Annotated in this window: 10 protein-coding genes; all 10 read left to right on the top strand. The window is 38.5% G+C overall.

The window, feature by feature from the left end:
- The first annotated feature begins 53 nt into the window (after window positions 1-53).
- The 10 genes from ACQKTA_RS01585 to truB all read left to right on the top strand — a co-directional run bounded on the left by ACQKTA_RS01585 (window position 54) and on the right by truB (window position 13,555).
- Window positions 54-4,379, top strand: a complete 4,326-nt coding sequence (locus ACQKTA_RS01585) for a PolC-type DNA polymerase III (RefSeq protein ID WP_427814494.1) — start codon at window positions 54-56, stop codon at window positions 4,377-4,379.
- Between the two features lie 166 nt (window positions 4,380-4,545).
- Window positions 4,546-5,019, top strand: coding sequence for a ribosome maturation factor RimP (rimP, locus tag ACQKTA_RS01590; protein ID WP_332581111.1), 474 nt, complete (start codon window positions 4,546-4,548; stop codon window positions 5,017-5,019).
- A 57-nt stretch (window positions 5,020-5,076) separates the two neighbouring features.
- Window positions 5,077-6,261: a transcription termination factor NusA gene (gene nusA, locus ACQKTA_RS01595; RefSeq protein WP_332581110.1), complete on the top strand. Its 1,185-nt coding sequence runs from the start codon at window positions 5,077-5,079 to the stop codon at window positions 6,259-6,261.
- 18 nt (window positions 6,262-6,279) lie between these two features.
- Complete coding sequence (gene rnpM / locus ACQKTA_RS01600) at window positions 6,280-6,576, top strand: RNase P modulator RnpM (protein WP_427813934.1); 297 nt, start codon at window positions 6,280-6,282, stop codon at window positions 6,574-6,576.
- Window positions 6,569-6,871 (top strand): L7Ae/L30e/S12e/Gadd45 family ribosomal protein, encoded by a 303-nt coding sequence (locus ACQKTA_RS01605; protein WP_332581108.1) that lies wholly within the window; start codon window positions 6,569-6,571, stop codon window positions 6,869-6,871. Before rnpM ends, ACQKTA_RS01605 begins: the two co-directional genes overlap by 8 nt.
- A 12-nt stretch (window positions 6,872-6,883) precedes the next feature.
- Window positions 6,884-9,538: a translation initiation factor IF-2 gene (gene infB / locus ACQKTA_RS01610; protein ID WP_427813935.1), complete on the top strand. Its 2,655-nt coding sequence runs from the start codon at window positions 6,884-6,886 to the stop codon at window positions 9,536-9,538.
- Window positions 9,539-9,662: 124 nt separating this feature from the next.
- The gene (gene rbfA / locus ACQKTA_RS01615; RefSeq protein ID WP_332581105.1) at window positions 9,663-10,010 is read left to right on the top strand and encodes a 30S ribosome-binding factor RbfA; all 348 of its coding nucleotides are present in this window, start codon (window positions 9,663-9,665) and stop codon (window positions 10,008-10,010) included.
- Between the two features lie 121 nt (window positions 10,011-10,131).
- A complete protein-coding gene (locus ACQKTA_RS01620; protein ID WP_332581104.1) occupies window positions 10,132-10,422 on the top strand; it encodes a hypothetical protein in 291 nt (96 codons plus the stop codon).
- 4 nt (window positions 10,423-10,426) lie between these two features.
- The gene (locus tag ACQKTA_RS01625; protein ID WP_427813936.1) at window positions 10,427-12,499 is read left to right on the top strand and encodes a cation:proton antiporter; all 2,073 of its coding nucleotides are present in this window, start codon (window positions 10,427-10,429) and stop codon (window positions 12,497-12,499) included.
- Window positions 12,500-12,631: 132 nt separating this feature from the next.
- A complete protein-coding gene (truB, locus tag ACQKTA_RS01630; protein WP_427813937.1) occupies window positions 12,632-13,555 on the top strand; it encodes a tRNA pseudouridine(55) synthase TruB in 924 nt (307 codons plus the stop codon).
- Window positions 13,556-13,558: the final 3 nt, after the last annotated feature.

The raw sequence follows: 13,558 nt of genomic DNA on the forward strand, positions 1-13,558 counted from the left end.
TGGAACATACTTGAAAAAGTGAAGGAGATGCCATTTTGTCTAAAAATCGTGAAATGTTCGAAAACTTATTACGACAAATTGAATTGGCTGAAACAGAACAACAACATCCAATGATTCAAGCATCAGAGATCAAAGAAGTTGTCGTTCATGAAAAATCGCGGGTATGGGAATTTTTTATCCAAACACCAGAGATTTTACCAGCTAAACTATTCCATGCGTTTTATCAAAAATTACAAATCGCATTTCAATCAATCGCGAAAGTAAAATTACATATTGTTCCGCTAGAAGATCAATTTTCTGAGGAGGCATTGCAACAGTATTGGCAATTTGCTCTTGGGGAGCAAGACTGCGATACACCGCTGGTCAAACAAGTGTTAAGCAAAACACTACCTTTGGTTCAAGAAAAACGAATCGTTTTATTGATCGATAATGAAACGGTTATTCCATTTTTGAAACAGCAATATTTGCCTTTGATCGAAGAGAACTTAGTTTCTTATGGCTTTCCACATTTACGGATCGATCCTGAGGTCGATAAAGAGCAAGCAGATAAGAAATTAAAAGAATTTGAAGTCCGTAAGCAAGAGCAAGCCCAAGCGATGCAAGAACAGGCTGCAGCAAGTTTGGCACAATACGAGTCGAAGAAAAAAGAGAAGAAAGAAAGTGCCGCCCATTTTGATGGTCCAATCCAAATGGGTCGTAATATTCCTTCAGACGAAGCGATCACGCCGATGGGAAATATCATCGAAGAAGAACGCCGCATTACGATTGAAGGGTTCATCTTTGATAAGGAAGTCCGTGAGCTGCGTTCGAAACGAAAAATTTTGATTTTGAAAATGACAGATTATACTTCATCTTTCGTAGTCAAGAAATTTTCTAATGGTGAAAAAGACGAAGCTATTTTTGATGCTATTTCAAACAATAGTTGGATTCGTGTTCGAGGAAGCGTTCAAGAAGATACGTTTATGCGTGATTTAGTGATGAACGCGCAAGATATTCAAGAAGTAAAACATCCTGAACGTCAAGATACATCTACCGAAAAAAGATCAGAATTACATTTGCATACGAATATGAGTACGATGGATGCTATCAATAGTGCATCTGATCTAGTTGCTCAAGCAGGTAAATGGGGACACAAAGCAATTGCGATTACCGATCATGGTGGCGCCCAATCTTTCCCAGAAGCCCATGCAGCAGGCAAAAAAGCGGGTGTGAAAATTTTATACGGTGTTGAGGCTAATGTTGTTTCAGATGGAGTGCCAATCGCCTATAATGATGCACACGTTTCATTGACAGATGCTACGTATGTCGTATTCGATGTGGAAACCACGGGTTTATCTGCTGTTTATGATACGATCATTGAACTCGCGGCTGTGAAGATGCATAAAGGAAATGTAATAGAGACATTTGAAGAATTCATTGACCCGGGACATCCGCTATCTGAAACAACGATTAATTTAACCGGCATCACTGATGAAATGGTTCGCGGATCTAAACCAGAAAAAGAAGTAATGGAACTATTTGAAAAATTCTGTGAAGATGTGATTTTAGTGGCCCACAATGCGACGTTTGATATCGGATTTATTAATACAACCTATGTTCGTCATAACATGGAAGAGACACCTAATCCAGTTATTGATACGTTGGAATTAGCTCGCTACTTATATCCTGAATTCAAGCGATTTGGATTAGGAGTACTGACGAAAAAATTTGGTGTAGGCTTAGAACAGCATCACCGAGCAGTCTATGATGCCGAAGCAACGGGACACTTAGCTTGGATTTTTGTTAAGGAAGCAATAGAAAAACACGAAATGAATTATCATGACCAATTGAACGATCACGTAGGTGAAGGTGATTCTTATAAGCGAGCGCGTCCATTCCACGCAACGATTCTAGCGAAAAATCAAGCTGGGCTGAAAGATTTGTTTAAATTGATCTCTATGTCGAATATTGATTATTTTGAACGTGTCCCTCGGATCCCACGGTCGCAGTTAAATAAAATGCGTGAAAACTTATTGATTGGCTCTGCATGTTCTCAAGGTGAGATTTTTGAAGCAATGATGCAAAAAGGGGTAGAAGAAGCAAAGAACCGCGCCGCTTTTTATGATTACATCGAAGTAATGCCTAAAGCTGTTTACGCGCCATTGATTGAACAAGAATTAGTGAAGAATGAAGCTGATTTGGAAGATATTTTACGTAACTTGATTCAGATCGGGAAAGAGCTGGACAAAACGGTCATAGCGACAGGTGATGTCCATTATCTAAATAAAGAAGATGCGATTTATCGTAAAATCTTGATTAGTTCCATGGGCGGTGCTAATCCTCTGAACCGCCATAGTCTTCCAGATGTCCATTTCCGAACGACAGATGAAATGTTGCAAGCCTTTAGTTTTTTAGGCCCTGAATTAGCAAAAGAAATCGTAATCGATGGTCCTAATACGATTGTAGATACATGTGAAGAAATCATTCCGGTCAAAGATGATCTATATACGCCGAAGATCCCTGGATCAGAAGAAGAAATCAAAAAATTAAGTTACGATCGTGCACGAGAATTGTATGGGGATCCCTTACCAGACATTATTGAGAAACGTCTTGAGAAAGAATTGACTTCAATCATTGGTAATGGTTTCTCCGTTATCTATTTGATTGCTCAAAAACTTGTTCATAAGAGTAATGCTGATGGTTATTTGGTTGGTTCACGGGGGTCAGTCGGATCAAGTTTTGTTGCGACAATGACCGGGATCACGGAAGTAAATCCTTTGCCACCACATTATTATTGTCCAGACTGTCAATACTCAGAATTTTTTGAGGACGGCTCTTACGGTTCTGGTTTCGATATGCCAGAAAAAGCATGTCTGAAATGTGGCGCACGCTTGAATAAAGACGGCCATGATATTCCCTTTGAAACGTTCTTAGGTTTCCATGGAGATAAAGTTCCCGATATTGATTTAAACTTTTCTGGTGATTATCAAGCAGAAGCGCACAACTATACAAAAGTATTGTTTGGTGAAGAGTATGTTTATCGTGCCGGAACGATCGGTACGGTCGCAGAAAAAACAGCCTATGGTTTTGTTAAAGGGTATGAACGCGATCATAATTTAAATTTCCGTAATGCAGAAGTTGATCGATTAGTTAAAGGCGCTACGGGAGTCAAACGAACAACTGGACAACATCCGGGAGGGATTATTGTTATTCCCGATTATATGGATGTGTATGATTTTACACCGATCCAATATCCAGCGGATGATCAAAACTCTGAATGGAAAACCACCCATTTTGATTTCCATTCGATCCATGATAACGTCTTGAAATTGGATATCCTAGGTCACGATGACCCAACAGTAATTCGGATGCTGCAAGAATTATCTGGCGTCGATCCTAAGACGATTCCGACAGATGATCCAGAAGTTATGAAAATTTTTGCTGGTCCACAAGTGTTGAATGTCGAACCTGATCAAATTTATTCCAAAACTGGAACGTTAGGAATTCCTGAATTTGGAACCCGTTTTGTCCGAGGAATGTTAGAAGAGACAGCTCCTACGACTTTTGCGGAATTATTACAAATTTCTGGACTTTCTCACGGTACCGACGTTTGGTTAGGGAATGCTGAAGAATTGATCAGTCGTGGCGAGGCCAATCTAGCTGAAGTAATTGGTTGCCGGGATGATATCATGGTGTACTTGATCCATGCTGGTTTAGATAGTGGAATGGCTTTCAAAATTATGGAAACAGTGCGTAAAGGACAGTGGAATAAAATCCCTGATGAATTACGTGAAACGTATCTAACAGCTATGAAAGAGAATAATGTTCCTGATTGGTATATTGATTCATGTTCAAAAATCAAATACATGTTCCCGAAAGCCCATGCGGCAGCTTATGTATTGATGGCCTTGCGGGTGGCTTACTTTAAAGTTTATTTTCCAATTCTTTATTACTGCGCGTATTTTTCTGTCCGAGCAGATGATTTTGATTTAGTGGCGATGGCTAAAGGAAAAGATGCTGTCAAAGCAGCGATGAAAGCCATCACTGATAAAGGTATGGATGCATCAACAAAAGAAAAAAATCAACTGACTGTTTTAGAATTATGTAATGAGATGTTAGAGCGTGGCTTCCATTTTGGGATGATCGATTTATACAAATCAGATGCGCAAGATTTTGTGATCGATGGCGATACATTGATTGCACCTTTCCGGGCGGTTCCTGGTCTGGGCTTGAACGTAGCTAAACAAATCGTTGAAGCACGCAAAGGTGGAATTTTCTTATCTAAAGAAGATCTTGCTTCACGGGGGAAAGTTTCTAAAACATTGATTGAATATATGGATACTCATGGCGTATTGAAAGATTTGCCAGATGAAAATCAACTTTCATTATTTGATATGTAAAGAAAAAGATAAATTCAATTTTGAAATGAAAGAAAACATAGTTTTGAAAATGACACGGTTGAATTTTCAAAAAAATTATGCTACTATAAATAAGTAATCATAGACTGATGGTGAGTGAGCGGAATTTTCGCTCACTCTTTTTAATGGAGTAAAGGAGGCTGACAGTTTGAGCAGTGTAGTCGAAACAGTGACTGACTTAGTAACACCGATTTTAGATGAACAAAATTTTGAGTTGGTCGAAGTCGAATTTGTCAAAGAAGGAAAAAGTTGGTTTTTGAGAGTATTTATTGATAAAGAAGGCGGCATCGATATTGAGGAATGTGTCTTCGTTAGTGAAAAACTTAGCGACAAGTTAGATTTGGCTGATCCCGATCCAATTCCACAGGAGTACTTTCTCGAGGTGTCTTCACCTGGGGCAGAACGTCCATTGAAGAAAGAAACGGATTATCAAAAAGCAATGGGACAATATATCAATGTTTCGCTTTATCAAAATGTCGATGGTGAAAAACAATATCAAGGTTTCTTGAAAGAACTAACAGAAGATGAATTGACATTAACTGTTAAGATCAAGACACGGACAAAAGACATTGTTTTTGATCGTAAAAACATTGCGAAAGCGCGTTTTGCAATTGAATTTTAAATTTTAACAGTCATAGTGAAGCATGATGTGTTAATTTGAACTAGGAGGAAATAAGTAATGAGTAAAGAAATGCTGAATGCGTTGGATACTCTAGAAGCAGAAAAAGGTATTTCAAAAGAAATCGTGATCGATGCATTGGAGGCAGCCTTAGTATCTGCTTACAAACGTCATTATGGTCAATCACAAAATGTAGAAGTGGACTTCAATGAGAAAAAAGGCGATATCCACGTATACGCAGTAAAAGAAGTGACAGAAGAAGTCATGGATTCACAATTAGAAGTATCATTAAAAGATGCGATGGAAATCAACCCTGCATATGAAATCGGCGATACAATCCGCTTTGAAGTAACACCGAAAGATTTTGGCCGAATTGCTGCTCAAACAGCGAAACAAGTTATCTTACAACGTGTTCGTGAAGCAGAACGCAATATTATTTATAATGAATATAGCGCGTACGAAAATGACATCATGCAAGGTGTAGTGGAACGTCAAGATAACCGCTATATCTATGTGAATTTAGGCAAGATCGAAGCTGTTCTTTCAAAACAAGATCAAATTCCTAATGAACATTACAAACCACATGATCGTATCAAAGTGTATGTTTCTCGTGTAGAAAATACATCAAAAGGACCACAAGTTTTCGTAAGCCGTAGTCATCCAGATTTATTGCGCCGCTTATTCGAACAAGAAATTCCTGAAGTCTATGATGGAATCGTCGAAATCGTAAGCATTGCTCGTGAAGCGGGAGACCGTGCAAAAGTTGCTGTTCGTTCTACTGATCCTAACATCGATCCAGTTGGAACATGTGTGGGACCAAAAGGACAACGTGTCCAAGCAATCGTTAACGAATTAAAAGGCGAAAACATGGACATCGTTGAGTGGAATGAAGATCCTGCTGTATTCATCGCAAATTCTTTAAATCCTGCTCAAGTAGAAGATGTGATCTTCGATGTCCGTAATACAAAATTCTGTACAGTAGTCGTTCCTGACTATCAATTATCATTAGCCATTGGTAAACGTGGACAAAATGCCCGTTTAGCAGCTAAATTAACGGCACACAAGATTGACATTAAATCTGAATCTGATATGGCAGAATTTTATGCCAACTACGATGAAACAGCTGTCGAAGAAGCAATCGAAGAAACAGAAGCAGAAGTAAAAGAAGCAACAACAGAAGTTCCAGAAGAAATCGTAGTAGAAACAGAAGATACAGAAACAATTGTTTCTGATCCAGAAGAATAGGCATTGGAGGACAAGCAAATGAAAAAGCAAAAAGTTCCTTTGCGTAAATCGGTCGTTTCCGGTGAAATGTTCCCAAAAAAAGATTTAATCCGCATTGCTAAGTCTAAAGAAGGCGAAGTTTCGATTGACCCTTCTGGCAAGAAACCTGGACGAGGCGCTTATGTGGCGTTGGAACCGGCGGAAGTAGAAGAGGCTTGGAAAAAGAAGATCTTAGACCGCACGCTAGGAACCGACTTAAGCGATGAATTTTATCAAGAATTACTTGATTATGTGAAACACCAAAAAGCTAGAAAAGAGCTCTTTAGTAATGGATAAGCAAAAGGCCTTGAACATGTTAGGCCTTGCGATGCGTGCAGGCAAACTGATCACAGGAGAAGAATTGACGATCAATGATATTCGTAAGAATAAAGTTCGTTTAGTGATCGTCACTACTGATGCGAGTGAAAACACTCAGAAAAAATTACTAGATAAAAGCAAGTACTATAAAACGACATGTTTTGTAGAATTTACTCAAGAGGAGATTTTAGGTGCGATTGGTAAACCTCGAAAAGTTATCGGGATCTTAGACCAAGGCTTCGCCAAAAAAATCATGTCGTTAATAACAGGTTAGGAAGGTGATTGCATGGGAAACAAAAGAGTATACGAATTTGCAAAAGAAGTGGATCAATCAAGTAAAGATGTTGTAGAAAAAGCACAGACTTTAGGTATTGACGTAAAAAATCATATGGGTTCGTTGTCTGGAGACGATGAATCAAAATTGAAACAAGCTTTTTCTAGCAAGACGCAAACTACGACTCAAGCAAAACCATCAGCTAACCAGCACGAGAAACCAAAATTTCAAGGGAAGAGCTCAAAGAACAACCCAAACTTCCAGAATAGAAAAGGGACTAAAGACTTGACACAAAATAATAATCAGAACAACTCAGCGAACGCAAACCGTTCGAACCAAGGACAACAACGTCCAGCGCAAAACAATACGAACAATGCAAATCGTTCAAATCAAGGACAACGTCCAGCACAAAATAATACGAATAACGCAAATCGTTCAAACCAAGGACAACGTTCAGCGCAAAACAATACGAACAATGCAAATCGTTCGAACCAAGGGCAACGTCCAGCACAAAACAATACGAACAATGCAAATCGTTCAAACCAAGGACAACGTCCAGCGCAAAACAATACGAACAACGCAAACCGTTCAAATCAAGGACAACGTCCAGCACAAAACAATACGAACAATGCAAATCGTTCAAATCAAGGACAACGTCCAGCGCAAAATAATTCAAGCCAAGCACCTCGTTCAAACCAAAATGGTAGCAATCAAGGTCAACGCTCGAATGACAATAATCAAAACCGCAACAATAGCAACAATCGAAATAATTACGGTAATCAAAATCGTAACAATAGTTTTGGTGGTAATCAAAACCGCAATAAAAACAAATTTAATAAAAAAGGTAAAAAAGGCAAGTATCAAACTAGTCAAAAACCTGCTGTACCACCACGTAAATTCCGTGAACTTCCTGAAGTTTTGGAATACACAGACGGCATGAACGTCGCTGATATCGCGAAAAAAATTCACCGCGAGCCAGCTGAAATCATCAAAAAATTATTCATGATTGGTGTTATGGTCAACCAAAACCAACCATTGGATAAAGATACCATCGAATTATTAGCCACAGACTACGGTATCGAAGCACAAGAAAAAGTAACGATTGATATTGCTGATATCGACCGCTTCTTTGATGCTGAAGAAGTTGATGAAGACAAATTAGTTTCTCGACCACCAGTAGTAACAATCATGGGGCACGTTGACCATGGTAAAACAACTCTTTTAGATACTTTACGTCATTCGCGTGTAACAAGCGGCGAAGCAGGTGGTATCACGCAGCATATCGGTGCTTACCAAATCGATATCAATGGAAAACCAATTACTTTCTTAGATACACCAGGACATGCGGCTTTCACAAGCATGCGTGCACGTGGAGCAAGTATCACAGATATTACTATTTTAGTTGTTGCGGCTGATGACGGAGTAATGCCCCAAACAATCGAAGCAATCAACCATGCAAAAGCAGCGAAAGTGCCAATTATCGTGGCAGTCAACAAAATCGATAAACCAGGTGCGAATCCACAACATGTAATGCAAGAATTAAGTGAATATGAATTGATTCCTGAATCATGGGGTGGCGATACGATTTTTGTAGAAATCTCTGCGAAATTCAACCAAAATATTGAAGAATTATTGGAAATGATTCTTTTAGTAGCTGAAGTAGAAGATCTAAAAGCTGATCCAACACAACACGGTATCGGTACGGTTATCGAAGCTCGTTTAGATAAAGGAAAAGGACCGGTTGCTACATTATTAGTTCAACAAGGAACAGTTAATGTTGGGGACCCAATCGTAGTAGGTAATACTTATGGACGTGTACGTGTTATGACGAATGACATTGGCCGCCGTGATAAATCAGCTGGTCCTGCGACACCAGTCGAAATTACTGGTTTGAATGATGTCCCTCAAGCGGGTGATCGTTTTGCTACTTTTGAAGATGAAAAAACAGCTCGTGCTGCCGGTGAAGAACGTGCTAAACGTGCATTGCTTGAACATCGTAATGCCAACGCTCGCGTAACATTAGATAACTTGTTCGAATCACTTAAAGAAGGTGAATTGAAAGAAGTTAACGTTATTATTAAAGCCGACGTACAAGGTTCTGCTGAAGCATTGGCAGCATCATTGAAGAAAATCGATGTCGAAGGCGTTCGTGTGAAAATCGTTCATTCAGCTGTTGGCGCAATCAACGAAAGTGATGTTACATTAGCTGCTGCAAGTAATGCGATTATCATTGGATTCAATGTTCGTCCAACACCGCAAGCAAAACAACAAGCATCTGCTGAAGAAGTCGATATCCGTTTGCACCGTATCATCTACAAAGCAATCGAAGAAATCGAAACAGCAATGACAGGATTGCTTGATCCTGAATTTGAAGAAAAAATTACTGGTCAAATGACTGTCCGTGAAACATATAAAGTTTCTAAAGTCGGTATCATTGCTGGTTGTTATGTCAATGAAGGCTCAATCCAACGTGATAGCGGAGTTCGTATCATCCGTGATGGAATCGTTATTTACGAAGGCAAGTTAGCCAGCTTGAAACGCTTCAAAGACGATGTTAAAGAAGTTAAAATGGGCTACGAATGTGGCGCTATGGTTGAAAATTATAACGATCTTAAAGTCGATGATGTTATCGAAGGATTTGTTATGCAAGAAGTGAAGAAAAAATAAATTTAGATCACCTTCTTTAACGCAAATGATGTTTCTTAGGACATACTGCTGATAGCCTTAGGTGGCTATTGGTAGTATGATAAAGAAGAGATACTTTTTAATAAGTAACAAGGAGGTAGCTAGTATGCCAAATTATCGCGATCGTCGTCTTGCACAAGAAATCTTAAAAGAGATCAATGATATTTTACGTAAAAAAGTACGTGATCCTCGTGTTCAAGATGTAAATATCACTGATGTTCATGTAACAGGTGACTTACAGCAAGCTACGATTTATTACAGCTTATTGTCTGATAAAGCTTCAGATAAGCAAAAAGCGCAAGAAGGATTGACAAAAGCAAGTGGTTTAATGCGTCGTGAATTAGGTCAAGCATTGTCAATTTATAAAACACCGGAATTATTTTTCGAATTAGATGAATCCGTTGAATACGGCTCTAAAATTGATCAAATGATCCGCGATTTAAATAAAGAATAAATTCTTTAAAACTCGAATTTTTTTCGAGTTTTTTTTTGCATTATTGGTAAAATACTGTTACATTGTATGAAGTTTGTAATTAATCCTTTTGCTGGATATTTCAAGGAGGCAAAGTCAAGAAATGACGACAGAATTTGAAGAACGGATGAAAGCTCTACACAAGGAATTTGATGAATTAAGCCCAGAAGAGCGTAAAGCCGTGAAGCAAAAAATCAAAAGAATCAATGTGTTGACGTCCCGTAAACTAGAACGAATGAAACATGAATTGTTACGCATGGAAACCAAAAGAGCACAGCTGTCTTTAGATGGCGAATCAAAAGAATTGTCAGAATTAGAAGATCGTATTATAAATAAAAAAAGAGAATTCTTAAAAGTATTGTTTAAAGCAAAAGAGAATTGTTCAAAGAGGTGAGTGAATGGGCCTAGTTGAGATTATTATCGTCATAGCCATTGCCATAACCTTATCGAATGTATTAGCAAAAGTCTTGCCATCATTCCCCATTTTTATGATTCAAATTATTATTGGTATTATTCTTGGTTTAACAGAGGTTGGAAATTCGATTAATTTTGAATCAGAAGTTTTTCTGGTCATGATTATTGCTCCATTGCTGTTTCGTGAAGGCGAAACAGCAGATATCCCATCCATTTTGAAACATTTTGGATTGATCTTGTTACTAGCTTTTGGAGGCGTCATATTTACACTTTTCGGATTAGGATTCGTTCTACATCGGATCGTTCCCGCCATTCCTTTTGCGGCCTGTTTAGCCTTCGGAGCATCTTTAGGTCCGACAGATGCGGTTGCAGTAAGTTCATTGGCAAAGCGGTTGAATATTCCGGATTCTATCATGCATGTGTTAGAAGGGGAAGGATTGATCAATGATGCGACCGGTGTTACGGCCTTCCAGTTTGCTGTCGCGGCACTTTTAACGGGACAATTTTCAGCTGCTGATGCTTCTATCTCATTGATTGAATCTAGTATCGTGGGTGTTTTAGTCGGATTAGTCATTATGTGGGTCAAAAATGAGGTTATTAAAATAATTGAGCGAATATCGGCTCAAGATATTTCCGCTTACTTATTGATTGAATTGATTTTGCCATTCGCTGCTTATTTTATTGCTGAATTATTCCATGCATCAGGAATCATTGCGGCAGTTGTAACCGGTGTGTTGCAAGCTAAAGGTTTCCGTAGAGTAAATCTATTTGAAGCTCAGTTAGCAAATGTTACAGAAACATCTTGGAATACGATCGGCTTCATGCTGAATGCATTGGTCTTTATCTTTTTAGGGATCGAATTATCGCAAGTCTTTTCACCAGTTTGGAATAGTCGGAACTATTCAAACTTACATTTGTTAGAAATTGTTGTATTTTTGACAGCATTATTATTTATTTTACGGTTCTTGTTTGTTAGTGGCTTTTACATTTTGACTCAAGGTTGGAGAAAAAGCCATGAACAACTGAGAGATCGCTTATTGTTAACTTTTGGTGGTGTAAAAGGAACGGTCAGTATTGCAACGATTTTTATTTTGCCTACGACGATTAATGGAATGGATTTTCCAGAACGTTCCTTGCTTTTATTTATTACCGCATGTGTCACGTTTTTAACTTTGATCATCGGAATGATTTTATTACCGATCATTTCTGAGGGTGAAGTGATACCTCCGACCGATCCGAAGCTGATGTTGATTTTTAGAGATGTAATCAGTCAACTTTATGATGATCTGGAGAACAAAGAACTAAGTGAAAAAGAGCGATTTGCTCTGCAAGCAGTGATCGCTAATTACCAAAATCGTGTACAATTAGTTTTTAATAACTCAATGCCTGAAAGTGCACAACAAGAGTTTCAAGAAATTCAAGCCTTGATCATTTCGGTGGAGCGAGATGGTTTAGATGAGAGCTTCCGCCGTCATGTAATTGACTCTGGGGCCTATCGTTTGTATTCGCGCTTCATTTCAAATGTATCGGAATCGGTAGCCAAACAAATGCTTTCTTTACTTAGTTTTTGGCTAATTTTTGTGAGACGGATTATTCGAATCATTTCACATCCTAAAATGTTTTGGGAACGCCGTAAAAATCAGCGAGAAACTGTTGATAATGAAGACATATCTGCACTCAGAAAAGTCTTTTTACGAAATAGTGAAGCGATTTTAGACAGTTTGGAAAATTTACGTGATGTTTATGATGAAGACTTAATTGATTTCTTTGTTGATGAACGAAAAAATTTGATGAAACAAGTCGAAAATCATGGTTTATTTGGAACCTATTTGATCCAGCAAGATCCCCTATATTCAAAAGAATTGATCCGTGGTTTTTATTTAGAACGGAAATTGATTGATGAATATGAAGTAAAAGGAGATATTAGTAACTTTGTAGCTAATGATTATCGCCATCAAGTCAATCAATTGGAATCTTATGCCATTCAAGAGCCAGTTGATCCGACGATTAATTTTGTAATTGATCGACGTAAAAAGAAAAAAAATAGAAATAAATAAACCATCATACTTGTTATGATGGTTTTTCTTTGGCCAAAATTTCAGCTCCTGTTAAAACGCGAGTTCTTATTTCTTCGTTGGGCTATGCTATAATAGGAATGTTGAATATTAAATGAAATGAGGAACAGAGCGATGGACGGGATCTTACCGTTATGGAAAGAGCGCGGCATGACGAGTCATGACTGTGTTTTTAAATTAAGAAAGATTTTACATACAAAAAAAGTTGGACATGGTGGGACTTTAGATCCTGATGTAGATGGTGTTTTGCCGATTTGTATCGGTAAAGGAACGAAAGTGATCGAATACCTTCAAGAAAGTGGAAAAGTCTATGAAGGAGAAATAACTTTAGGCTTTTCGACAACTACAGAAGATCGTAGTGGAGAAATCGTGGAAGAAAAAGCGGTTTTGTCTGAATTAAGTGAAGCAGAGATAGATGAAGCGATGGCAACATTTATTGGAACGATCACTCAAGTACCACCGATGTACTCAGCAGTCAAAGTTAACGGCCGCCGTTTATATGAGTATGCGAGAGCGGGAGAAACGGTCGAACGACCTGAACGGAAAGCGATGATCGAAAGCTTTAAACGAACAACGACACCTGTTTATAATGAAGCAACTAAAACACAAAGTTGGCGGTTTGAAGTTAGCTGTGGCAAAGGGACGTATGTTCGGACATTAGCAGTCGATCTAGGGGCCAAACTTGGTTATCCAGCACATATGTCAGACTTAACCCGTTTGGCTAGCGGTGGGTTTTCTGTAGGGCAAGCAGTGACATTAGCTCAAGTAGCCGAATTGATGGAAAAAGAACAGGTGGATCAGGCACTGCAACCGATCGAAGAAGCGATGAAAGATTTTCCAAGAATTGATCTAAGCGATGCAGAATGGCAAAAAGTTAAAAATGGGCAAGTTTTACCAATGAAAGATTTTGGACTAAAAAAAATGCCGGAGCCATTACTCGCTTTTTTCTATCAAAATCGATTAGTCAGTATGTATGCGCAGCATCCTGAGAAAAATTGGTTGTTAAAACCAAGTAAAGTAATTCGAAACGAGGTATGACAA

The sequence above is a fragment of the Enterococcus sp. 22-H-5-01 genome (assembly GCF_050310005.1).
Taxonomy (GTDB): domain Bacteria; phylum Bacillota; class Bacilli; order Lactobacillales; family Enterococcaceae; genus Enterococcus_A; species Enterococcus_A hailinensis.

Coding starts and splice junctions, on each gene's coding strand:
- ACQKTA_RS01585 (WP_427814494.1), top strand. CDS start 54: ATGTTCGAAAACTTATTACGACAAATTGAATTGGCTGAAACAGAACAA.
- nusA (WP_332581110.1), top strand. CDS start 5,077: ATGAGTAAAGAAATGCTGAATGCGTTGGATACTCTAGAAGCAGAAAAA.
- rnpM (WP_427813934.1), top strand. CDS start 6,280: ATGAAAAAGCAAAAAGTTCCTTTGCGTAAATCGGTCGTTTCCGGTGAA.
- ACQKTA_RS01605 (WP_332581108.1), top strand. CDS start 6,569: ATGGATAAGCAAAAGGCCTTGAACATGTTAGGCCTTGCGATGCGTGCA.
- infB (WP_427813935.1), top strand. CDS start 6,884: ATGGGAAACAAAAGAGTATACGAATTTGCAAAAGAAGTGGATCAATCA.
- rbfA (WP_332581105.1), top strand. CDS start 9,663: ATGCCAAATTATCGCGATCGTCGTCTTGCACAAGAAATCTTAAAAGAG.
- ACQKTA_RS01620 (WP_332581104.1), top strand. CDS start 10,132: ATGACGACAGAATTTGAAGAACGGATGAAAGCTCTACACAAGGAATTT.
- ACQKTA_RS01625 (WP_427813936.1), top strand. CDS start 10,427: ATGGGCCTAGTTGAGATTATTATCGTCATAGCCATTGCCATAACCTTA.
- truB (WP_427813937.1), top strand. CDS start 12,632: ATGGACGGGATCTTACCGTTATGGAAAGAGCGCGGCATGACGAGTCAT.